The 24,296-nt window shown below is 64.4% G+C and carries 13 protein-coding genes; 7 read left to right on the forward strand and 6 right to left on the reverse strand.

Features of this window, described 5'->3' with window-relative positions:
• Window positions 1-221 precede the first annotated feature (221 nt).
• On the reverse strand, window positions 222-551 hold the full coding sequence (locus BMG03_RS10695) for a hypothetical protein (RefSeq protein WP_075774785.1): 330 nt from the start codon (window positions 549-551) through the stop codon (window positions 222-224).
• 248 nt (window positions 552-799) lie between these two features.
• Complete coding sequence (locus BMG03_RS10700) at window positions 800-2,626, reverse strand: extracellular solute-binding protein (protein ID WP_075774786.1); 1,827 nt, start codon at window positions 2,624-2,626, stop codon at window positions 800-802.
• A 317-nt stretch (window positions 2,627-2,943) separates the two neighbouring features.
• Here BMG03_RS10700 and BMG03_RS10705 point away from each other — a divergent pair, with 317 nt between their 5' ends.
• Window positions 2,944-3,717: a 3-hydroxybutyrate dehydrogenase gene (locus BMG03_RS10705; protein ID WP_075774787.1), complete on the forward strand. Its 774-nt coding sequence runs from the start codon at window positions 2,944-2,946 to the stop codon at window positions 3,715-3,717.
• Window positions 3,718-3,753: 36 nt separating this feature from the next.
• On the opposite strand, the gene BMG03_RS10710 is transcribed toward BMG03_RS10705, so the two are convergent.
• Window positions 3,754-4,416, reverse strand: a complete 663-nt coding sequence (locus BMG03_RS10710; RefSeq protein WP_075774788.1) for a response regulator transcription factor — start codon at window positions 4,414-4,416, stop codon at window positions 3,754-3,756.
• Window positions 4,417-4,614: 198 nt separating this feature from the next.
• The gene (locus BMG03_RS10715) at window positions 4,615-6,099 is read right to left on the reverse strand and encodes a sensor histidine kinase (protein ID WP_075774789.1); all 1,485 of its coding nucleotides are present in this window, start codon (window positions 6,097-6,099) and stop codon (window positions 4,615-4,617) included.
• A 251-nt stretch (window positions 6,100-6,350) separates the two neighbouring features.
• On the opposite strand from BMG03_RS10715, the gene BMG03_RS10720 reads away from it, so the two are divergent.
• From BMG03_RS10720 to BMG03_RS10735, 4 genes are all read left to right on the forward strand, one after another.
• Window positions 6,351-13,205 carry a peroxidase family protein gene (locus tag BMG03_RS10720; protein WP_075774790.1) on the forward strand — a complete coding sequence of 2,285 codons (6,855 nt, stop codon included), beginning with the start codon at window positions 6,351-6,353 and terminating at the stop codon, window positions 13,203-13,205.
• Between the two features lie 72 nt (window positions 13,206-13,277).
• Window positions 13,278-15,050: a type I secretion system permease/ATPase gene (locus BMG03_RS10725; protein ID WP_075774791.1), complete on the forward strand. Its 1,773-nt coding sequence runs from the start codon at window positions 13,278-13,280 to the stop codon at window positions 15,048-15,050.
• A gap of 3 nt (window positions 15,051-15,053) precedes the next feature.
• Window positions 15,054-16,922, forward strand: a complete 1,869-nt coding sequence (locus tag BMG03_RS10730; protein WP_075774792.1) for a cadherin-like domain-containing protein — start codon at window positions 15,054-15,056, stop codon at window positions 16,920-16,922.
• A 36-nt stretch (window positions 16,923-16,958) separates the two neighbouring features.
• A complete protein-coding gene (locus tag BMG03_RS10735; RefSeq protein WP_075774793.1) occupies window positions 16,959-18,251 on the forward strand; it encodes an HlyD family type I secretion periplasmic adaptor subunit in 1,293 nt (430 codons plus the stop codon).
• Window positions 18,252-18,312: 61 nt separating this feature from the next.
• On the opposite strand, the gene BMG03_RS10740 is transcribed toward BMG03_RS10735, so the two are convergent.
• Window positions 18,313-20,796 carry a penicillin acylase family protein gene (locus BMG03_RS10740; RefSeq protein WP_075774794.1) on the reverse strand — a complete coding sequence of 828 codons (2,484 nt, stop codon included), beginning with the start codon at window positions 20,794-20,796 and terminating at the stop codon, window positions 18,313-18,315.
• Window positions 20,797-20,844: 48 nt separating this feature from the next.
• On the opposite strand from BMG03_RS10740, the gene BMG03_RS10745 reads away from it, so the two are divergent.
• The gene (locus BMG03_RS10745; protein ID WP_341865708.1) at window positions 20,845-21,819 is read left to right on the forward strand and encodes an NAD(P)-dependent oxidoreductase; all 975 of its coding nucleotides are present in this window, start codon (window positions 20,845-20,847) and stop codon (window positions 21,817-21,819) included.
• A gap of 74 nt (window positions 21,820-21,893) precedes the next feature.
• A complete protein-coding gene (locus BMG03_RS10750; RefSeq protein ID WP_075774796.1) occupies window positions 21,894-22,250 on the forward strand; it encodes a YigZ family protein in 357 nt (118 codons plus the stop codon).
• A gap of 9 nt (window positions 22,251-22,259) precedes the next feature.
• On the opposite strand, the gene BMG03_RS10755 is transcribed toward BMG03_RS10750, so the two are convergent.
• Window positions 22,260-24,296 carry a bifunctional DedA family/phosphatase PAP2 family protein gene (locus BMG03_RS10755; RefSeq protein WP_075774797.1) on the reverse strand — a complete coding sequence of 679 codons (2,037 nt, stop codon included), beginning with the start codon at window positions 24,294-24,296 and terminating at the stop codon, window positions 22,260-22,262.

Raw genomic sequence — 24,296 nt, forward strand, 5'->3', positions numbered from 1 at the left:
GAACGCGCGCCCTTCACTCTGACTTCGCCTTGGCGAAATTATCTTGGGGTGGGACGAGCTGCCTTCCAATGGAAGGACGCCCCGCCGAACGCCCGGAGCGCAGAGGAAGGGCCACGACGCAGCGGGGGCAGAGCCCCCTGCAACTTTAACCATGTGCGACCGTGCGCGGGAGCAAAGCGCCCATGTGACGTGAAGTTTGCGCGCCTATGCGCGGGCTAAGCTTACTCGTCCTCTTCCTCGTCGTCGCCGAAGCGCGCGTCGTCGTCATATTCGTCCTCGCCTTCGGGGACGTATTTCGACGAGGCCGCGATCGAGTGACCGTCATGAGTCGGGTCCATGATCACGTCGGAGGGCAATTCGCCTCGCATCCAGTCGCGAATTTCGTCGCGCGCGTCGGCGGGCTCCTGTTCGGTCAGCTCGGCGATATAGCGGATGAAGGCTTTCTGATCGCCGTCGATCTCGTCAAGCTCGGCCTCGTCGGCATCCGGCCACCGATCCACGATAGCCTCGTAAAATGCAGCCCAGTTTTCCTCGATATGGTGCCATTTCATCGCTTTTGATCCTTTTCTTCACGGCTCGTGTCGCGGGTGACCCTCATACTGAGAAAGGGACGCGCGCGGGGCTTTGCAAGGCACAAGGCCGAGATAGCTCGCGCGGTTCCATATCGCGTTGAATTCCGGGAGTTACCTGAACCAGCCCTGCACCGAACGGGCACCGCCCGAGATGTCGTCGCCCACACCGGCCACCGTGTTGCAGCCCGCCATTGCCGCAGCGATCGCTGCCAGAAGGATGAGTTTCTTCATTGTCCTGCCTCTTCGTACCACCAGACATCGGGCTCGAAGCCCGGCCATGCCCCGTATAGCGGGGTCTTCTCAGGGTAGTGAAGCTGCTTGATATGGGCGATCCGGTCAACCGGTGCGTACCAGATCGGAATGACATAGCGGCCCGCAGTCAACACCCGGTCGAGAGCACGGGTCGCGGCGACGAAATCCTCGTGGTTTTTCGCATCTAGCATGGCTTTCACCATCGCCTCGGCGGCTGGGGAATTCATGCCCATCCAGTTGCGCGAGCCGGGCTCGTTCACGCCTTTCGAGCCCCAGTAGAGGTTCTGCTCGTTGCCGGGCGACAGTGACAGAGCGCGCCAGTACCACGCCATGTCGAAATCATAGGAATTGGTGCGCTGTGTGTATTGCGCATCGTCGATCACGGTCACTTTCGGGAAGATACCCAGCTTCTTGAGCGCCTCGGTGTAGATATCGACGATGCTTTGCGTCTCGGCCGCGCCCTGTTGCAGCACGATCTCGAAGGTGAAGGGCTTGCCGTCCTTCTTCAGAACGCCATCGCTGTCGACCTGCCAGCCGGCCTCTTCCAGCAGCTTCGCGGCGGCGCGCATGTTCTTGCGGTTGCGCACGCCGCCGTCGGACGTAGGCAGGCTGTAGCCGTCGATCGTGCCGGGCGGGAGCTGATCGGCGAAGGGCTCCAGCAGGGCCTTCACCTTGCCTGCGGCGGCGCCGTGCTCCATCCCCAGCTCGGAATTCGAGAAATAGGACGAGATCCGCGGCTCCGCGCCGCCATTGATGGTCTTGTTGATGAATTCGAAGTTGAACGCGTCGATCATCGCCTGACGCACCCGCCAATCCGCGAAAACCGGGTTGCGGGTGTTCATCACCAGCCCCTTGATCCCCGAGGGACGCCCGTTCGGAATCTCGGATTTGATCACGTCGCCCGATTGCACCGCCGGGAAGTCGTAGTTCCGGCCCCAGTCGGCCGCGTTCCATTCGGTGTAGCTGTCGGTCTCGCCGCCCTTGAAGGCCTCGAAGACGACGCCGCCATCGCCGAAATAATCATAGCGGATCGTATCGAAATTGTTCCGGCCCTTGTTGAAGCCCAGATCCTTCCCCCAGTAATCGGGGTTGCGTTTCAGCTCGATATATTTGCCCGGATCGACGCGGCCCACGACGTAGGGGCCGGAGCCGATCGGAGCCATATTCGTGGTGGAGGCGAAGTCGTGCCCCTCCCATTGCGACTTCTCGAGAACCGGGCGCATCCCCATGATCAGCGCCATTTCGCGGTCCTTCACCTCGGGTTTGAAGGTGATGCGGACCATGCGATCGCCGGTCTTCTCGATCTTTTCGACCTTCGACCAGGCGTTCTGATAGCGCGGATGGCCTTCGGTCCCGAGCGTCTTGTAGGACCAGATGACATCCTCGACCGTCACCGGGTTGCCGTCGGAGAACTTGGCCTCCGGGCGCAGGGTGAATTCCACCCAAGTGCGGTCCGGGTCGGTCTCGACCGATTCGGCGAGAAGTCCGTAGAGCGTGAAAGGCTCGTCCATCGAGCGGCCCATCAGCGATTCGGCGACATAGCGGCTGATTCCTTCCGCCGGTCTCCCGTTCAGGATCCACGGGTTGAGCGAATCGAACATGCCGGCCACGCCAAATCTGATCTCGCCGCCCTTTGGGGCATCGGGATTGGCGTAGGGCAGGTGGGTAAAGCCGGCAGGAAGTGCAGGCTCGCCGTACATTGCAATCGCAGGTTGTGGCTCCGCGGCGGCGATCCCTGTAAATACAGGGGCGAGCCCGAAAAGAGCCCCGCCGAGTAAATGGAAAAACATCGATCTCGTCATGTTAACAATCCCTGCCTTGCCTGCATTTATTGGCGCCAAGCTAGCGAGAGGTTTGAAACTGCGCAAACTTTTCCCTTGGAGAGCGGCGCAGGATTGCTTATAAGGGATGCACTGCTCGATAGGTTTCTTGCCTGTATGAAACCTGCCTCATGACTTGACGCCCGCCCTAGCGCGGGCGTCTTTTTTTACCTCATTACCCAAGAAAACAAGGCCCTCACCGCGATCTCACGCGGTATTGCGCTTGCAGCATGGCGTTCGCACGCGCGGCACGGCATGATCCCGGCGAATCCGTCACTTACGTCACCGAAGGAGAGAACATGTCGCTTCAGGGAAAAACCGCCGTCATTACCGGGTCGAATTCCGGGATCGGTCTCGGGGTCGCGCGCGAACTCGCGCGCGCGGGCGCCGATATTGTCATCAACTCCTTCACCGACCGCGACGAGGATCATAAGCTCGCCGCCGATATCGCATCGGAATTCGGTGTCACCGCGCGCTACATCAAGGCCGATCTCTCGAAAGGTGCCGAAGCGCGCGCCCTGATCGAGCAGGCGGGCAAATGCGATATTCTCGTGAACAATGCTGGCATCCAGCACGTCTCGCCGATCGAGGAATTCCCGGTCGAGAAGTGGGACGCGATCATCGCGATCATGCTGACTTCGGCCTTCCACACCACCGCCGTCGCGCTGCCGATGATGCGCAAGGCGGGTTGGGGCAGGGTGGTCAATATCGCCTCCGCGCACGGTCTGACCGCGTCGCCCTATAAATCGGCCTATGTCTCGGCCAAGCACGGCGTCGTGGGCCTGACCAAGGTCACAGCGCTCGAGACCGCGAAGGAAGACATCACCGTCAACGCGATCTGCCCGGGCTATGTGAAGACCCCGCTCGTCGAGGCGCAGATCCCCGACACGGCGAAGGAATACAACATGACCGAGGAAGAGGTGATCGAGAAGGTCATCCTCGCGCGCCAGCCGTCGAAGGAATTCGCGACGGTCGAGCAGATCGGCGGCACCGCCGTGTTCCTGTGCTCGGACGCGGCTGCGCAGATCACCGGGACCACGATCTCGGTCGATGGCGGCTGGACCGCGCTGTAACCTGAAAGACTGGCGGAGCGGTTTCGCTCCGCCTCTTCAATAGGGGCGCGACGAGGGCGTACGCTCATGCGCCTGACGATGGGCGATCACGGCCTCCAGCCGGTTCTTCACCCCGTATTTCTGCATGATATTGGTCATGTAGAACTTCACCGTCTTCTCGCTGATCGCGAGGCGCTTGGCGATTTCGCGGTTGGTCTTGCCGCGCTCCAACTCGCGCAGCACCTGCATCTCGCGGTGGGTCAGGCTCTCGCTCTCGGATTTTTCCTGCCCCGAAAGCGCCGCCTGCAGCAGCGCCGCCGCGAAGCTCGGCGAAACGAATGTGCCGCCGTGCAGGATCGCGTCGATTGCCGCCCGGAGTTCCGAGACGCCGACCCCTTTGAGAATGTAGCCCTTCGCCCCCGCGCTCATCGCTTCGATCGCGGTGGCGGGCTCATCGCAGGCGGTCAGCAGGATGCATTGCATGGACGGGTCGTGATCGATGATCTTGCGAAGCGCGTTCAACCCGCCGCCGGGCATGCTGAGATCGAGGATCATCACGTCGGGCCGTCGCGCCCGGGCAAGCTCGATCGCGTCGATGGCGGAACTGCCTTGATCGAGCACGTCGATATCGAGCGCGTCCTGCAGCACGGCGCACAGCCCCTGCCGGAAAATTGGATGGTCGTCTACAATACAAGCCGTCGTCGGCACAAAATCGGACATCGAAATACCCCTTGAACGATCCCGCGACCGCGTTCCCCAACGCGTGAAGGCCAAGCCATCCGGACTGTCGCGAAATCCGTCTTCCCCCCGGACGTCCAGAATGAAGAGGTCTTGAAGAAACACAATAAAGAAAGACGCTTATCATCTAGCCCCATCGGTGTATGGGCGTAGCTCCAAGGGTTTACCTTTGCGTCACTTTCAGCGGCGTTCCGGTTCGAGCGGGATACGGCAGATCACCTCCGATCCCTGCGGCTCAAGCAAGCGGAACTCGAGCGTGCCTCCCAGCGATTGCGCCCGGAATTGCATCCCCGGCAGACCAAGCCCGCCCTCGCGGTATTCGCGCTCCTGCGGGGGGGTGTGGCCGGGGGCCGCGCCGCTGTCGCTTATGCGCAGAACGAAATCGCCATCCTCTTGATAGGTTTTGATTTTCTGCGTCGAGCCTGGAGCGTGTCGCGCGGCATTGGCCAGCGCTTCCTGCACGATCCGGCCCAAGGTGCGCCGCGTCGTCTCGGACAGTTCCGGAGCGTCAGGTGCGAGCGAAAGCGTGACCTCCAAACCGGTGCGTCGGCGGTGATCGGTGGCGAGCGTTTCGACCAGCGCGGCCAGCGTCGGCGCAGCGTCGAATTGCGGCGCGACCAATCCGCCCGAGATGGCACGGATTTCCTCCATCGTCTTGCGCGCAACTTTTTTGATTTCCGAGACAATCCCGGCCGCTTTCGCTTCATCGGTCGCCCCGGGCGAACGAATCAGATGCTCCAGCCGGTCGATCTCCAGCACCAGGTAGGAGAGAAGCTGGCAGGCGCCGTCATGCAGGTCCGCGCCGATCCGACGTTTCGCGCGCTCGTCGATATCGGCGGCATTCCGCGCGGCTTCGGCGATCGAGCGGTGCAGTTGCGAATTGCCGAGCAGCAGCCGCTCGCGCTCGGCGAACTGGCGGCGGAGCTCGACGGTCTGGCGCTCGATCGTCAGGCTGCCGCGCTGCACGATCAGGAACAGCATGGTGAAGACGATGATCGCGACTGGCCCGACAAAGAGCCATGTCGTCTTGGCGGAGGTCAGCAGCGCGCCCCGGACCACATCGGCGTTCTGATAAAATTCTCCGACGGCAAGAATGGTGCCGGTCTCCAGGTCGCGCAGCGGCGCATAGATTTCATAGAGATGCACGCCCAGCGCGCGCTCGGCATCATGGGCCGCGTCCTCGAGATCGGGAAACCTTCCGAAGACATTCCCCTTGAGAGCCTCGAAGATCTCGTCGTCGGGCAGCACATGGCCAAGCCCTGCATCGGGCGCGAAGATCAGCTTGCCCTCGCGGCTCCAGATCTTGATGGCGAGGAAGTTGCCCTGTTTGCGAAACCCCTCCGCGAGCGCGTGCAGCGCGGCGAGATCTTCGGCGCGCAACGCGTCCGATCGGCCCAGCGCCTGAACATGCGGCTGCAGAAGGTTCTGCATGTAGAAGGCGGCAGTGTCGGCAGAGGCGTCGAGAAGCCGGGTCGTCGCGCGGTTGTTGATCCAATAGGCGAGCGAGGCCAGCAAGAGGCTCAGCACCAGGCCCAGACCCACCAGAAACTGAAGGGATAACGAAAATCCCAGAAACCAGCGCAGCGGGTTGCGCACCGGCTGCACCCGGTCCGGGGCCCCCACATCCCCGACCTTGGTCGCATCGCTCTTAGACCTTCGTCCCATGTTCCCTTGCGTCCTTTGGCGAGGAGCGTTCCCGACCATAGGGGAAAATCGCGTTGGACCTAAGACAATTTTCGTCGTCCCGATTCGATGGCCTCATGGAAACAGGAAAAGCGCCGAGCTTGTGGGGGTGTCGGCGAGAGATGCGGCGCAGGGGTGTTTGCCGTCTCGCACAGCCTCCTATGAACCGAGCTTCGGCAATGGGTGTGACACGGACCGCGATGCGCGGACCGAATTGGTCTTAGGGGGCTACCATGACGATCAAACTGGCCGGAGCCGATCTCGATTATCTGCTGCAACAGGCAAATATCCTGAACGATTATTCGCGACTGACGAGCGCGCTCGACCCGAACGGGGTGCGCGAAGTGTCGGGCCACAACAACAACCTCGCGGGCGGCTATACCGTCGATGAGAACGGCAACGTCGTCTGGACCGGCGGTGGCAACGTGCATCCCGATTGGGGGCAGGCCGATACCGAGTTCCTGCGTATGTTCATGACAAACCACCCGACCGAGCCGGAATACGGCACCTCTTATGCGACCGTGCAGAAGATGTGGGTGACGCTGGTGCTGCCCGATAGCGAGGGCCGTCTGCCCGGCGATCTCGATTATGTCCCGACCTCGAAGCAGGTGCTGGTCGACAACCCGATGTCGATGTCGCCCTCGATGTTCGTGGCCGACTCGAACGGCGTGGCACCGGGTGCAACGGGCTACCTGCCGACCGTCGATGCGACGTCGATGATGACCGCGATGTCGGACGCGCAGCCGGAATACCAGTTCACAAGCGATGGCTCGACGCTGGATATCCTCAACAGCTCTGTCGTGGTGGATTCGACGCCGCGCCTGATCTCGCAGCTGATCAGCAGCTCGAATGTCGACATGACCGATCCGAACTACAACCCGGCTGCGGTCGCGGCGATGAACGCGCTTGGCGGCTCGGCAGTGGATGTGTCGAACTCCGTGGTGGGCGATATCACCACCGCATTCATCCCGAATCCCGGCGTGCTGGGCGGGGTGAGCTATAACGAATGGTTCGTGGCCTTCGGTCAGTTCTTCGATCACGGGCTGGATTTCATCCAGAAGACTGGCGGCGTGGTGATGATCCCGCTGAGCCCGAACGATCCGCTCTACGTTGATCCGATGTATGCGCCGAACCCGGATTACGTGGATGCGGCGACCACGCCGAACGTTCCCGAGATGATCGCGACGAACCCGTCTTACATTCCCGGCGTCTCGAACATGATGATGCTGAGCCGCGGGAAACTGTCGAACCCCGATACGGATTTCGACGATCAGGGCAACCTGCTGCCGGGTGTCACGCCGCTCTACAACAACAATACCGGCCTGATGATCGATCAGAGCCAGACCTACGGCTCGCACGAGTCGGTCAACGCGCTGCTGCGGCACTACGATGCCAACGGCGTCGTCACTGGCAGGCTGATCACCGGATCCGAGGACGGGATCGTCCATCGCCAGGATGCGAATGGAAATCTCGTGGCGCTCGACGTTTCGGACGGCTCGGCAATCGCGCCCGATGGCACGGAGGTCACGGGTAAGGACGAGCTTGCGACCTGGGCCGACATGAAGGTCAACGCGATGCGGATCGGCGTCGAACTGATCGACACGGATGTGCTCGATTGCCCGTGGATCAACGCCGATGCGATCGGTCGGCTGAACTTCACGCCGCAGCAGGATTTCCACTTCCGTTCGGATCAGAGCATCGCCGATATCGACGAGATGTTCGCGATGACGCCTGACGGCGTCGATATCAACGGCATGACCTACCACTCCTACGCGCAACTGGAAGCCGCGGGCTACGATCCCTTCGTGCGTTGGACGCTGCAGGATGCAATGGACGGCCATTGCGCGGCGGCTGATATCGGCGAAGTGCGCACGACGAACCAGCCGATCCTGATCGATATCGCGCATGGCGCGACGCCGGGCCTCGACTTCCAGGGCAACGAGCTGAACCCGGCCTCGGATCCGAATTCGGGCGCTTTCACCTATGACGACGCGCTTCTGGCCCGTCACAAGGTCTCGGGCGACGGCCGTGTGAACGAGAACATCACGCTCACCTCGGTCCACCACGTCTTCCACGAAGAGCACAACATCCAGGCCCATAACATCATGATGTCGGCGGTCCGCGATGCGATCGAGACCGGTGACCTCAGTGGCCTGAACGGGACCGACGCGGCCAACGAGGGCTGGCTCGCGGTGGATGTCGATCAGGCGACCTTCGACAGCTGGGCCGGGACCGACCTGACCGACGACGTGGCTGTGCAGGCCATCGTGGACAGCCTCACCTGGGATGGCGAACGCGTCTACCAGGCCGCACGTCTGATCACCGAGAGCGAGTACAACCACGTCGCGGTCGATCAATACATGACGACGCTCTACCCGGCGCTGCCGGAATTCGTGTCCTACTCGGCCGATATCAACCTCAATATCAGCCTTGAATTCGCGCAGGCGGTGTTCCGTCTAGGCCACTCGCAACTGCGTGAGACCGTGCAGATCGCGGTGACTGACGACGTCGGCGTCCATCCGGGCGAGCCGGGCTACGTGCCGACCTATGTCGAAAGGGGGCTCTTCGACGTCTTCCTCAATCCCGATCAGTTCGACGCCTACGGCGCATCCGGGATCGCTGCGGGTCTGCTGTCCCAGCAAGGCAACGAGATGGACGAATTCGTCACCGCGGCCCTGCAGCAATCGCTGGTCGGCGTGCCGCTCGACCTGGCCGCGCTGAATATCGCGCGCGGTCGCGATGTCGGGCTGCCGACGCTGAACGAACTGCGCCAGCAGGTCTTCGACGGGCTGATGCAGAATACCTCGAACAACGCCAATGGCGCGGGCATCGCGCCCTATCACAGCTGGGAAGATTTCGGCGCGCATCTGCGCACCCCGGAATCGCTGGTGAACTTCATCGCGGCCTATGGCCGGGACGAAGCGGGCACGTTCAAGCTGCAAGAGGCGCGCGACGCCTATCAGGCGGGCACGGGCGAGCTGTGGCAGATCCGCGCGGCGGCGCAGGCGATCCTCGATGCGGCGGCCGATGCCTCCGATCCGATGCATGACGCGGCGCTGATGTTCATGCGCGGCTCGGGCGAGCCCACTTACACTCCGGGCGAGGGCTGGACGCTCTCGGGCGGTTCGGGCGATCAGGGCTTCTGGGATATCGACCTCTGGGTCGGCGGCTTGGCCGAACAGCCGATGTTCGATGGCCCGCTTGGCACGACGTTCAGCTTCATCATGCTGGACTTCACGCAGCGCCTGCAGGATGGCGACCGGTTCTATTACCTCTACCGGATGCCGGTTGGTCACCATCTGGGCGACCAGATCATAGGCGAGCAATTCGCCCACCTGATCATGCGCACCACCGGGCTGGAGCATATCCCGGATGCCTTCGCGACGCCCTCGGCCACCTATGTGCTCGACGGCGAGACCTCGGCGGGCACCATTAACGACAATGCGCGCGACGGTCTGATGGGTGTCGATGACGCCTATGACGACAACGACTACTTCAACGCGACGCTGGAGCGACTGCCCGACGAGGTGCGCGATGTTGCGCTCGCGAATGGTGGCTTCGAGGCGCAGGATCTGGTCGCGGCGGGAGCCCCGACCAATGCGCGCGGCACCTATCTCAACGGGGCGATCGAGGGTTGGACCCTCAACGGCACCGGCGGCACCTGGGCTCCCACCGAAGCTGCGGTGCCCTTCCTGCCCGAAGGCACGCAGGTCGCCCAGCTTGGCCGCAATGCGTCGATGACGGCCGACACCGGCACGGAGCTCGTCGAGGGAAATGTCTACACCCTGACGCTCAAAGTGGGCGACAAGATCGGCTATGTCGCGACCGGCGGCACGGTCAAACTGGTGGCCTCGGATGGCACCGTGTTGGCCAGCGCCGTTTTCGCGCCGCCGCTCGATGACGACGACGTCACAACGGACGACGCCTGGGACATGGTGACCCTGAGCACCGATGCCGTGCCCGCGGATCTCGCAGGCCTGGGCCTGAGCATCGTGGTCGAGACCGACGGCACCGGCCAATACACGCTCTTCGACAATGTCCAGCTGACAGAGAGCATCCCCGGCGGTCCGGCCAATGACGGCCATATCACGGTGATCGGCCTCTCCGGCGACGACTTCATCGTCGGCGCTCTGGGCGATGACGTGCTCTACGGCGACGAAGGCAATGACCGCATCGAAGGCGCGCAGGGTAACGATCATATCTATGGCGGCGACGGCGACGATTACATCACCGATTACGAGAACGACGACTTCATTCTTGGCGGACTCGGCAACGACACGATCTTCGCCGGTCCCGGCGTGCTCGATACGGCGCATGGCAACGAGGGCGATGACGAGGTCCATGGCGGCGACGGCATCGACGAGGTCTTCGGCGACGACGGCGATGACCGGCTCTATGGCGAGGGCGACACCGACCTGATGATGGGCGGTGACGGCAACGACTACATGGATGGCGGCGACAGCGTCGACGAGATGTTCGGCGGCAACGGCGCGGACTGGATGGTCGGCGGCGTCGGCGACGACAACATCAACGGCGGCTCGGGCAACGACCTGCTAGAAGGCGGCCTCGGCCCGACCGCGAACGATGGCGACCGCCTCAACGGCGACAGCCCCGCGCAGCTCAACCCGGTGATCGAGTTCAACGGCGACGGCACAGAGGGCGACATGGATATCGGCTCCTACGAGGACGCCTATATCAACGTGATCGCGAACCTGCAGACCTCGAACAACGCAGGGACCGGGTCGGTCCTGATGGACCAGTATGCCTTCCTCGAAGGGCTCGTGGGCTCGCAATACAATGACGAGTTGACCGGCGCGGACGAGAACGGCATCGGCTCCAACGGGATGAACAACTATCTCGTGGGCGGCGGCGGCGATGACAAGCTGACCGGTCTGGGCGATGGGGGCGACGAGACCACGGGTCAGGCCGATTTCATCTTCGGCGACAGCGTGGTCGTGGACTCGAACCTCTACTGGATCGGCGACAACCGTCACGACCAGTCGGTGTTCGAGGTCAACCGGATCGAGAACTGGTACGGCACCGGCGACACCCGTGTGGTGTTCTCGGACGGCTCGCTGGGCCACATCCTCGGCGACACCGGGGCGGAGGGCACCGACACCGCGCTCTATACCGGCAACCGCGACGACTACCGCATCGAGCTGATCGCGATGAACGGCCAGCAGGCGGTTCGGATCACCGATCTTCGCAGCGGCACCGACAACCAGGGGAACCCGGTCGCGACCGATGGCGTGGATATCCTCGTCGGCGTCGAATTCGCCAAGTTCGCGAATGGCGAGATGCTCTCGCTCGCGGCGGACCCGATGTCCGACATCATGATGAACGCCACCGGGAACCGTGGCGGCGGAACTATCGCGACGCTAAGCGCGGATGTACCTTTCGACGGGCAGGCGACCTACGAACTGGTCGGAGGCTCGCCGGAGATGCGACTTCGCGGCGCCAATAACGATGAGCTTCGCGTCGCGGGCGGGCTTGGCGACAACGAGACGCTGAGCGCGACGATCCGTGCCACCGACCTCACCGGGACGCAGGTCACCGAGACCCTCAACATCGTCACCGGCGATGCCGGAGACAATACGATCGATCTGAGCGGCTCGACCAACGACACCTTGGTCTACGGTCGCGAGGGTAATGACACGATCACCGGCGGGGCGGGCGACGACTCCTTCGTCTGGACGGTAACGAACCAGCGTCCCAATCGGCCAGAGCGCCCGGACGGTCGCGATTTCGTGGATGGAGGCGCCAATGGGGCGGCGGGAGATCGCTTCGTCGTGTCGGGCAACAACACCCGCGAGACCTTCGCGATCTACACGCTCGCTGCTGCGATTGACGCGGGGATAGCGGTTCAGAATCTCGCGAACGCCGAGATTATCATCACACGCGACGGTGTCGTGATCGCGGAACTTGCCAATATCGAGGAAATCACGATCAACACTCTCGACGTGACAGCGGACAACGGCAATGGCGTGCCCGACGGCGCGAATCCGCGGCGCGGCGACACGGTCCAGATCGTGGGCGATTTCTCGGGCACGAGCCTCGCCTATTCGACGATCACCATCAATGGCGACGCGGGCGACGACACGGTCGACATCTCGGGGCTCACCTCGGATCACCGCATCGTCTTTAACGGCGGCGGCGGAGATGACATGGTGGTCGGCGGCGAACGTCCGCAGGACGAAGTTCACGGTGCCCGCTATGGCACGCGCTCGGAGAGTTCCGATCAGGACGGCTCAAACAGCGGCAGCGACGGCGACGCCGACGACAGTTCCGACGACGCGATGTCCGACGGGGTGGTGCTGGTCGGCGACGACACCGCCGAGACTTTCATCGGAATGGAGGGCAATGACGTCATCTTCGCAGGCGGCGGCGCGGACAATGCGCTTGGCAACGGCGGCGACGACATGATCTTCGGCGATGGCGGGGCGGATCGCCTCTTCGGCGGCGACGGTGACGACGTGATCGAAGCCGGCAAGGGGCATGACATGGTCTTCGCCGATGATGGCGACGACACGGTCATCGCGACCGAGGACGACGGGGCCGACAGCTACTGGGGCGGAGAGGGCTCGGATACGCTCGACTACGCCGCGATCCAGGCCTCGGTCGAGGTCGATCTGGGCCACGGCACCAACGGCCACGGCCAGGTGATGATCGGCGAGACCGCCGACCAGATCTACAGCTTCGAGAACGTCATCACCGGCAGCGGCGACGACACGATCATCGCCAACGGCGCGGTCAACGTGATGGATGGCGGCGGCGGCCACGACACCTTCGTGTTCAACTCCGCGGCAGATGCCGACGGCGACCGGATCAACGGCTTCGCACCGGGCGACAAGATCGACCTGAGCGGGATCGACGCAGATCAGGGCGCGGCCGGTTCGCAATCCTTCGTCTTGTTCGCGGCGGGCGATTTCAGCGCCGCGGGCGAACTGCGGGTCTCCTTCGAGATGCGCGACGATGGCGAGCACACCATCATCGCCGGCAATGTCGACGACGATCTGGATGCCGATTTCGAGATCGACCTCACGGGTCATCACATGCTCGACGCCTCTGATTTCAACGGAGTGAACTAAGGGTTGGCGCCCGGCGGAGGGGTCCGTCGGGCGCTTTGTACATAAGTCTCAAGATCTTGGTGGGAGGATCACATGAGCAACGCACGTCGTCGTTTTCAAGCCAGCGAAGAACTCGTTTCCGAGCGTCTGGGCCGTTATCGCGGTCTGATCGTCTTTCTCCTCGGACTGTCCTTCGTGATCAGCCTGCTCGCGCTGACGGGCTCGTTCTACATGCTGCAGATCTATGACCGGGCGCTGACCAGCGGCTCGGTTCCGACGCTGCTTGCACTCTCTGTTCTGGCCATCGCGCTCTATCTGTTTCAGGGGCTGTTCGATGTGCTGCGCAACCAGATCCTCGTGCGGGTCGGTGCGCGGATCGACAACCGCCTCGCGCCGCTCGCGCATCGGGTGGCAATCGAAATGCCCCGCTTCGGCTATTCCACGTCCGAGGCGCTGGAGCGCGGCCGCGACGTCGACACGATCCGCAGCTTCGTCTCGGGGGCAGGGGCCATCGCGCTTCTCGACCTGCCGTGGATGCCGCTGTTTCTGGGCTTCGTCTACATGCTGCATCCGCTATTGGGTCTGCTGACAATCGGCGGTGCCTGCGTGCTGATCACGCTGACCGTCATCACCGAGATGCTGTCGCGCCGTTCGGGCCGGGAGCTGCAGAAGGCCTCCATCGCCCGCGCGATGATCGCCGATACCAACACGCGCAATGCCGACGTGCTGCACGCGATGGGCTTCGGCCGCCGCGCGGTGGAGCGGTTCGGCACCGCCAATGCGGAGCACCTGCGCCTGCATGCGCGCACCAGCGACATCACCGGCACACTGAGCGGGCTGTCGAAGGTCACGCGGATGATGCTGCAATCGGCGCTGCTGGGCCTCGGCGCGTATCTGACCATCGTGGGCGAGCTGTCGCCCGGTGCGATCATCGCCTGTTCGGTCGCAGCCTCGCGCGCACTCGCGCCGGTGGAAATGGCGATCGGCAACTGGAAGGGCTTCACTGCCGCCCGCCGCAGCCATGCGCGTCTGCGCGACACGCTGGCGACGCTCGAGGATGACGACAGCCTGATCGCTCTGCCCGCGCCGACCGAGAGCTTCACGGTCGAGGGGATGACGGTCGTCGCGCCGGGCTCCGGCGCGGTGCTGCTGGGCGATGTCAGTTTCGATCTCAAAGCCGGCGATGCGCTCGGCCTGATCGGGCCGTCTGGCTCGGGCAAGACAACGCTCGCCAAGGGCATCGTCGGGATCTGGCCGCTGCTGCGCGGGCATGTCCGTTTCGACGGGGCCGCGCTCGACCAGTGGCGCGTGGATCTGCTGGGCGATCATATCGGCTACCTGCCGCAGGAGGTTTCGCTGATGGAAGGCACGGTCGCCGAGAATATCGCGCGCTTTGCGCCGGACGCGACGGATGCCGATGTGGTGGCCGCGGCGAAGGCCGCGGGTGCGCATCAGACGATCATCCATCTGCCCGATGGCTACCAGACGCAGCTGGGCCCCTTCGGCACCTCGCTCTCGGCGGGGCAGCGTCAGCGGGTCGGTCTGGCGCGTGCGCTCTACGGCGCGCCGTTCCTTGTGGTACTGGACGAGCCGAACTCGAACCTCGACGCCGATGGCGAAGCGGCACTCAGCGCGGCCATCGCCTCGGTCCGCGCGCGTGGCGGCATCGTGGTGGTGATCGCGCATCGCCCGAAGGCGCTCGAATCCGTGAATCTCGTGGGCTTCGTCCAGGGCGGCAAGCTGGTGGCCTTCGGCCCCAAAGACGAGATCGTGAACCGCTCCGTCGGGCTCAAACCGCTGCCCAAGGGAAAACCCGCGGCACCGGCGGCGGAGCTGGGAGACAGTATCGAACAGGCGGTGGGCTGAGCCATGGAACAGGACAAGCTCAAGCTCGGTATCCCGGACGACGAAGCGGCCATCGCGCCGATGCAGAAATACCGTGCGCCGGAACGGCGCTCGGTCTGGCCCGGCCGCGCAGCGGTGGGGCTGGTCGCCATTGCCTGGGCTGCGCTCGCGCGCAAGCTCTTCGGCACGGATGCGGCGCAGGCGGAAGGCGTTCAGGATGGACCGGCCCACCCCCCGGCAGATCCCGACGCCCCCGCCGGCCCGCAGACGCCGAACGCGCATCACATCCCCGAAATGGGGCCGAGTGAGGTGCTTACGGAGGAAAACACGCCGCCCGATCCGTTGCCCGACAACGTGATCCTGTTCCCGGGCGCCAATCCCGCGCCGTTCACGCTCTCGCCGCAGCGATGGCACGCTAAGCACAAGGCGACGGTGGAGGCGCAGGGCGATACGCTGTTCTTCCCGGACGCGATCGAGGTCAAGGAACTCGATCTTCCGAAAGTGCCGGTCTTCACCTCGACCCGTGCCGCTGCACGCAAGGCGCGTGAAAGCCGTGGCGCTCCCGATGAAGCCCGTCCTCCGGACGCGGCGACCGAAGCCCCCCGCAACCGTGCGCCGGAGACGAAGGGCCCGGTTCGGCTGTCGCCCGGACGGCGGGATGAGAGCTTCTTCATCGTGGCGGCGGTCCTGCTGACCGGGGCGAGCGATCCCGATGGCGACCCGCTCTCGATCCTGTCGATGCAAGCGCAAGGCGGCGAAGTGATCGCCCATGGCGCGGGCGAATGGCTGATCAAGCCCGATCAGGGCTTCGAGGGCGAGCTGGTGATCACCTACGATCTCAGCGACGGCGAGTTGTCGATCAGACAGACCGCGACCGCGCTGATCCTGCCACCCGAGTATCACGACGTGATCGGCACCGCCGAAGACGATCTGCTGCTCGGTACGCCCGACCGCGACGCGATGCGGGGCGAGGGGGGCGACGACATCCTCTATGGCCGCGAGGGCGACGACATGCTCGACGGCGGAGAGGGCTGCGACGTGCTGATCGGCGGCGCGGGCGCGGACGTGATCTATGGCGGCGCCGGCAACGACACGGTCTTCGCGGGCGCGGGTGACGACATTGTCTTCGGCGAGGCCGGGGCGGACCTGCTGCATGGCGAGGACGGCAATGACTATCTCGACGGTGGCTCCGGCGCGGACAGCCTAGATGGCGGGGCCGGCAACGACACGTTGGTCGGCGGCGAGGGCTCCGATCTGCTCGACGGTGGCGCGGGCGAGGACCGCATCGTGGTTTCGCAAATCGCGGAGGCTACGGGCGACAGCTACGATGGCGGCGCGGGCTCGGACACGCTCGATCTGCACCGCATCGCGGAGTCGGTCACCGTCGATCTGTCTTCAGGGACAATGACGAGCGAGACCGGCGAAGCGACGCTCGTCAGTATCGAGAACGTCGCTTCCGGCGCCGGAGATGACCAGCTGATCGCAAGTGATGCCTGCAACCTGTTCAGCGGCGGCGAAGGCGAGGACGTGTTCGTCTTCACCTCGGTCTCTGCGATCCGCAACGCGGGCGCGGGCCATGACCGCATCACCGATTTCGAGCCCGGCGACCGGATAGACTTCTCGCATATCGACCCGATGGGCGAAGGCTATGGTGAAATGCGGCTGTTCTACGCCGGTGCCAATGGCGAGGTCGCCGAGGCGCGTGGAGGCGTTTTCGTGGCTTACGAGATCGAAGACGGCGACGAGGGGCACGAATTCACCATCGTGAAAGCCAAGCTCAGCGCGCAGCACGAGGATGGCAGCGTCGAGGATTACGACTTCGAGATCGAACTCGACGGCCATCACACGCTGGAAGAAACCAATTTTCTGTTTGACTGCGACGCGACCGTCTGACGGGCGCTCGCGAGTTTTTGGTGGGGGGAACCGAAAATGACCAAGACTGACCATGATCCGACCCTGTTCTCGATCCGTGCGCGGATCCTGTTCGCGACGGCCTTTCTGGGCGCGCTGATCCTCGTCTTCGGCGGATGGGCGGCGCAGGCGAAACTCTCCGGCGCGGTGATTGCGCAGGGGCAGGTTGCGGTGAAATCGCAGCTGAAGGTCGTGCAGCACCCGGACGGCGGCGTGATCCGCGAGATCCGCGTGGAGAACGGCGATCTCGTGCAGGCGGGGGATGTCGTGCTGAGCCTCGACGACACGCAGCTGCGCTCGGAACTGGGGATCGTCGAGACCCAGATCCGCGAGCTTACCGGCCGCCGCGCGCGGCTCCTTGCAGTGCGCGACAGCGCCGTCGAGATCGTGTTCCCGGAGGGGTTCGATACCGCCGAGGAAACCGCCGCGATCGCGGATGGCGAGCGCCAGCTTCTGGCCCATGACCGGGCGATGCAGGACTTGCGCCGCGACCAGCTTTTGTCTCAGGTCGACCAGTTCGACGAGGAGATCCGCGCGCTCGAAGCGCAGCGCCACTCGAACGAGATCGAACGGCGTCTGCGCGGCGAAGATCATGCCCGGCTCGAGACGCTCCTGAAGAAGGGGCTGACCGAGAAAGGCGCGATCACCGAGATCGAGCGCGACATGGCGCGGCTCGACGGGGTCTCCGGCGAGATAGAGGCAAATATCGCGCGGGTGCGGGGCCAGATCAGCGAGTCGAACCTGCGCATCTTGGAACTGGATCATCAGGCGCGCACCGCCGCGCAGAAGGAGCTGCGCGACATCGACGCGCAGATGGCCGAACTGCATGAGCGCGCCGTGGCCGCGCGCGACCGGCTCTCGCGCACCGAGATCCGCGCGCCGATCGCAGGGGTGGTGAACGAGTTGGGCGTGCATACGGTGAACGGCGTGATCGCGCCCGGGGAGCGGGTGATGGCGATCGTCCCCGATGGCGAGCTGATCGTGGAGGCGCGGCTGCGCACCACCGATATCGACCAGGTCATGCCGGGGCAGCCGGTGCGGCTGCGCTTCACCGCGTTCAACCAGCGGACGACGCCGGAAGTGGCGGGCGAGGTGCGCGTCGTCGCGGCCTCGGCCACGAAGGACGAGAGCGGCGGTAACTACTATCTCTGCACCGTCGCACTGACCGAGGCGCCGGTGCTGCCTGACGGGCGGGGCCTGCGTCCGGGGATGCCGGTGGAGGTGTTCTTCCAGACGGGGGAGCGCACCGCGATCTCCTACCTGCTCAAGCCGGTCGCGGATCAGGTGCAGCGCACGATGCGCGAGGACTGAGGGCGCTAGGACTGAGATTTGATCCGGGGCGGGCCAAGGTCCGTCCCCGTTTCATTATGGATCAGTTGGCCGCTTGCGCCGCGCCCTTCGGCACCAGATGGGTGATCCCCGTCGCCGCTGCCCGCGCCAGTGCCGGATCGAGCGACATCGGGATATATTCCCCCGAACGCCACAGCTCTGACAGGTCGTCGTAATGGCGGCTCAGCGGATGGCCCGATTGCCCGGTCGAGATGATGAAGACCGAGCTGTCCGGATCGGCGAAATCGAGTACTTCGCGATAGCCCGCCGCATGGACATTGGCGAAGCGATCGGGCCCGTCGCCGCCCTTGGTCCGCCCGCGCATCAGGGTAAAATCGCCGCCCGACGTCGATTGCCGGATATTCACGAACCATTTCAGCCCCGGCACCTTGCCCAGCACCGGATTGTCCTGCTCGGCGATATGCGCGTCGCCCCAGCGCCAGCTTTCGATATTCGGCCCGTATTTCTTCGACAGGTCCAAGAGCGCCGCGTCGAGCGATTGCCGCGCGATATCGCTGCAGGTCTCCTTGGGCGCGGATTGGATGATGTCGCACCAATGGCTCGCGCCTTGGGTGTCGCGGAAGACGCGCTCGATGAACAGCGGCTCCAGGTGGTCGAATTTCTTCGCCAGCGGGCCCAGCTCGTCGCGGATCAGCCGGTTTTGCAATTCGCGCATCCAGGCGGCGTAGATCAGCGGCTCGGGCAGATGCTCGGACATCTCGCCATCCCAACTCGCCAGCATCTCCAGCGCGCGCTGACGCATCCGCTCGGGCGTGCCGTCAGGCGCGGGATCGCCGGTATACCACAGGTTCGCACCGACCAGCGGCAGCAGGCCGCGCGCGGCGGGCGAGACGGTATCGAGCTGCGCCGAGATGAAGCTGTCGCGCGAATGCACCTCGCGCTCGCCCATCAGTTTCGACAGGCGCTGGATGCGCTGCGTGTCGCCCCAGTGGAACGAGACGTTATAGGGGAAGGGTCGGTCCACCGTCTTGTTGTTGGTGTTCACGACGATGCCACTTTTGGGCTCCACGAATTGCGGATTGTCCTTGAAGGGCAGGGCGCCTTTCCAGCGGTTTTCGGGTTTCCAGCCCGCGTTGGGCATCCGGCCCTGCGTGTCATTCGCCCGGTCGCGCAGCGGGATTTTCCCGGCGGTGACCAGCGCCACACCATCCTTGTCGGCCAGCGTGATATTCTGTGCAGGTGCTACGATCTCTTTTGCGGCGTCGAGCGCCTGCGGGATCGATTTCGCCCGCATCAGGTCCATCGCGCCGGTCATCGTGGTGTCTTTCGGATCGAAGGCCGTCCAGCTGAGCGACATCACCGAATGGGGCGGCGTCACCGTCGCCAGATCGAAATGGCTGCCGGGCAGAACCGGGCCGTTATCGGTCCAGCGCAGGGTGAGTGTCACGGGTTTCGCGTCCTTCACCTCGACGATCACCCGCTTGGTCTTGAAATGCTTCCAGCCATCGGGCGTGCGGTATTTCGTCGGATCGTCGGGGTCAATTTCCTCGATATGCAGGTCCTGATCGTCGACATAGGCCGTGGTCAGCCCCCAGCCCAGATCCTTGTTGCGGCCCGACAGCACGAGCGGCATTCCCGGGATCGTGCCGCCGATCACGCCGCCCGATTGCAGTTGCAGCCGCGCGAGATACCAGATCGAGGGCGCGGTGAGCCCAAGATGCGGATCGTTGGCCAGAAGCGCGCCGCCCGCGGCCGAGCGGTCAGGCCCCGCGGCCCATGCGTTGGACGCCCCGGCAGAGCCGCGCTCGGGGAAGGGCGAGAACGCGCCGGGCGCGCCGTTCTCTGCCGTCTGGATGCCTTTTTGCATTGTCGGGAACAGGCTGGCGTAATCGGGCAGCGCGGCGGTCGCCTGTTGCGGATCGTCGGGCATGATGTCGCGCACGAGATCCTTTCCGGCGAGCGAGACGCGGGCGCGCAGCACCTCGTCCTGCAGCTGGTTCGACAGCTGCACCGCCATCAGCTTCATGATCGCGAGCGAATCCGCGGGCGTCCAGTAGGAGATCTTGCTGTCAAAAAGGAAGAATTCCGGCGCACCGCGCCCCATCGCGCCCTCGTTGACGATCTGGATCCACTGGTTGACGCCGCGCGCATAAGCCTGAAGCGCGGCCTTGGTGTAATCGTCCTGCGATGCCACCGAGTCGACCGCCGCCTGATAGAGGCCCAGTCGCCGCATCAGCTCGTCGGTCTTCAGCGTCTCCTGCCCGAACACCTCCGACAGCCGCCCCTGCACCGTGCGGCGCATCAGCGTCATCTGCCAGAGCCGGTCCTGCGCATGCGCCAGACCGAGGGCGAAGAACACGTCCGGGTCATTCTTGCCGAAGATATGCGGCACGTCCTCGGTGGAGCGCACGATCTCGACCGGGGCGGTGAGGCCAGTGACCTTGTAGGTCGCGTCGTAATCGGGCAGCGAGCGCGAGGCGAAGAAATAGATCAGCCCCCCGATGAGCACCACGCCCACGATAGCGGCCATGATCAGCCGAACGCCCCATCGAAATGCCTTGTACATCGAGCCCTCTGCGCGCCTCACCCGGAATCCCTCCGACCGGCGCATGAGTTGACGCGCCGGGATGGCGCGTTACTAGTTGAGCCCGACGCTACAATCAACGCGCTCGCGCTTCACGGGGCGCGGTTTCGTATTCACGCAAGGGAGAGGTCGATGGCGAAAGTTGCATTTCTGGGGCTTGGGGTGATGGGTTATCCGATGGCGGGGCATCTCGCATCGGCGGGCCACGAGGTCACGGTCTATAACCGCACGGTCTCCAAGGCCGAGAAATGGGTGTCCGAACATGGCGGTTCCGCCGCGCCCACGCCCCGCGAAGCGGCCAAGGGCGCCGATTTCGTGATGTCCTGTGTCGGCAACGACGACGATCTGCGCGAGGTCTGCCTTGGTAAGGACGGCGCGTTCAAGGGGATGAAAACCGGCGCGGTCTTCGTCGACCACACCACGGTTTCGGCTGCCGTGACCCGCGAATTGGCGGGCGAGGCGGCTGGCCACGGCGTGGCCTTCATCGATGCGCCGATCTCGGGCGGGCAGGCGGGGGCCGAGAACGGTCAGCTGTCGGTGATGTGCGGTGGCGATGCGGCGGCCTATGACAAGGCCGAGCCGGTGATCGACGCCTATGCCAAGATTTGCCGCCGTCTGGGCGAAAGCGGCGCCGGGCAGGTGACCAAGATGTGCAACCAGATCGCGATCGCGGGTCTGGTGCAGGGCCTCGCGGAAAGCCTCCACTTCGCCGAGAAGGCCGATCTCGACATCGCCGCCGTGGTCGAAGTGATCTCTCAGGGCGCGGCCGGCTCGTGGCAGATGGCGAACCGCTACGAGACCATGGCGAAGGACGAATTCGACTTCGGCTTCGCGGTGGACTGGATGCGCAAGGATCTGGGAATCTGCCTGAAGACCGGCGACGAGATCGGGGCCTCGCTGCCCGTCACCGCGCTGGTCGACCAGTTCTACAAGGACGTACAGGCGATGGGCGGCAACCGCTGGGACACGTCCTCGCTGATCGCCCGTCTGCGCAAACTGGGCTGAGCGGGCAGGGCGGCGGGCCATCGGGTCCGCTGCCCGCCCTTGCCGCTTCGGCGCTTGGCCCATAAACCTGCGCCATGCGCATCCTCGAGAACATCATCAGCGACCGCGGCTCGAAATACGCGGTTTCGGGCGGGCCTTGCACCTCCGAGGAGGAGGCCAAGGCCTTCGTCAAGGAACTCTGCCGGAAAAAGAAATATGCCAAGGCGACGCATAACACCTGGGCGCTTCTGACGGCAGACGCTCCGGTTAAGAACGACGACGGTGAGGCAGGCGCCGGCATGGTGATCCTGCGGATGCTCGAGCGCGAAGAGCTCTATGACCACATCATCGTCGTCACCCGCTGGTTCGGCGGCAAGCATCTGGGCGGCGACCGATTCCGTCATGTGCAGGAAGCGGTTCGCATTTATCTTGAGGATCTGCACGCAGGCTGACATGCGCGCTTATCGCAGCGCCAGAACCGGGATCGCCGACGCGTCAGTGCCGGAGATATGGCCGACCGTCTTGGCCCCGCCGCTCTGGCTCAGCGCCTTCACAACGTCAGAGGCCAGCGGCCCCGCCGCCGACCCGTCGCTTGGCACCAGCCCGTCATCGCGAGTGATCGCCCCCATCCAGAGCCGCGCGCCGGACGCATCGATATAGCGCGTCTGCCACATTCGCAGCCGCGGCAGTTCGTCGGTCGCGTGGCCCTCCGGCACGCGGGTGAAGCCAAGCTCGCTCGGCTTGTTGTTCCAGAAAAGCGGTGCGAGGGCTGCCCCGGGGCGTATCGTGTCGCGCACCGCTCCGAAGGCCGCGCCCGCCAGCGTCTTCAGCGTCACCGGATCGGCGCGCTGCCAGCCGATGGATGTCAGCGCCGCAGTAATCTGATCGGTGTTCGCAGCCCACATCCCGAGCGAAAGCGGGAACTGTTGCTCCGCATCGAGCGTCTGCGCCATCAGCGGCGCGTCGCTCAACGCCTGCGGCTCGGCCCCTTGGGCGATCACGATCAGCGGCTGCGCGACGGGCGGGGGGTTCAGCGCCTTGGAGTAGTCGCGCACCCGAACCATCGTGAAGCCCATAAGCGCGAGCGTCACCACCCCGATCACGCCGATCTGCCAGCGCGGCCGCGTGCGCGGCGCCCCGGCCCAACGCGGATAAAGCCACTCGGCCACGGCGATGCCCACGAGAAGGCATAGCGCGCCGAGGAGCCAGCCACCCATCACGTCGCTCAGGTAATGCTCGACAAGGTAGAGACGGCTCAGCCCGATCAGCCCGGCGAACAGGAACGCCAGGAAGCTCGCGCTGAGTGCTCCGATCCGGGATAGCCGCCAAAGGAGGAAGACCAGCATCCCGTAAAAGGCGACAGAGAGCGTCGCGTGGCCGGAGGGAAAACTGCCCGAGGTTTCGTGGAAATAGCCGAGGATCGAACGCGGCCGCCCGAAGCCGGCCTTCAGGATTATCACCGAAACCAAATCGAGTCCGAGCGAGACCACGAGCCCCGTGGCGAGATCGAAGCGGCGCAGCCACGCGAGCCAGACGAGGGCCAGCACGAGCAGCGCGGCCACGAGCTGCGTATCGCCGAGCGCGGTGATCCAGGTGAAGATCTGTATGAGACCCGGCGTCCAGAACAGCCGCATCAGCGCCGCCAGCCGTGCGTCGATCTGCACGATCGGGTCGCTTTGCAGGAAATCGAGCGACAGCCCGACTAGCACGGAGGCGAGGTAGAGGAAGGCCAGTGCGAGAAGACTCAATGGCAGTCCGGAGAATTTCGTCCGGTCGAGCCTGCGCGCGATCCAGGCCGCCGTTTTCGGATGGCGCCCGCCCCAGCTGTCGATGCGGGGGTGGCGCGCGATGTCGTCCATCAGGCCGCCCGCCATCGCAAGGAGATAGGGCACCGCCCGGTCGAGTCGGCGCAGAATCCAGAAAAGCACCGCGGCGATCACGACAATGCCAAGCACGAACAAGGTGTTGCGCGTCATCATCGGGCTGAGCTGGGCGAACCCCGCGCCAAGCGCATAACCGAAGCCGACATGGAAGACAGCGTAGGGCAAGCCGCTCAGCAGGTTCCAGATCCGGAAGCGTCGCGTCTCCATCCCGGCGACGGCGGCGGCGAAGGGAACGAAGCCCGCGACGGGACCGAGGAAACGCCCCATGACGATCGCCAAGCCGCCATGGCGGGCAAATAGCTTCTCCGCGCGTCGATAGGCGGCCATGCCTTCGACATTCCAACGCCCAAGCATGCCGCGCCGTGCATGACGACCGAGCCAGAAGGTCGCCTCGCCGCCGAGCACCGAGCCGATCGCGACGAACCACAGCAGGTCGAGCAGGTCGAGCATCCCCCGCTGAACCATCACCCCGCCGGCATCGACGAGAAGCGTTCCCGGCAGGAACAACCCGGTTGGCAGGAAGGCCTCCAGCCCCGCCGCGGCCCCGATCACCCAGTAGCCGAAGATCCCCAGAGCGGCGAGATTCGGGAGCACTTGGTAGATGGCGTCTAGCAT

It is taken from the genome of Thioclava nitratireducens (assembly GCF_001940525.2).
GTDB lineage: Bacteria > Pseudomonadota > Alphaproteobacteria > Rhodobacterales > Rhodobacteraceae > Thioclava > Thioclava nitratireducens.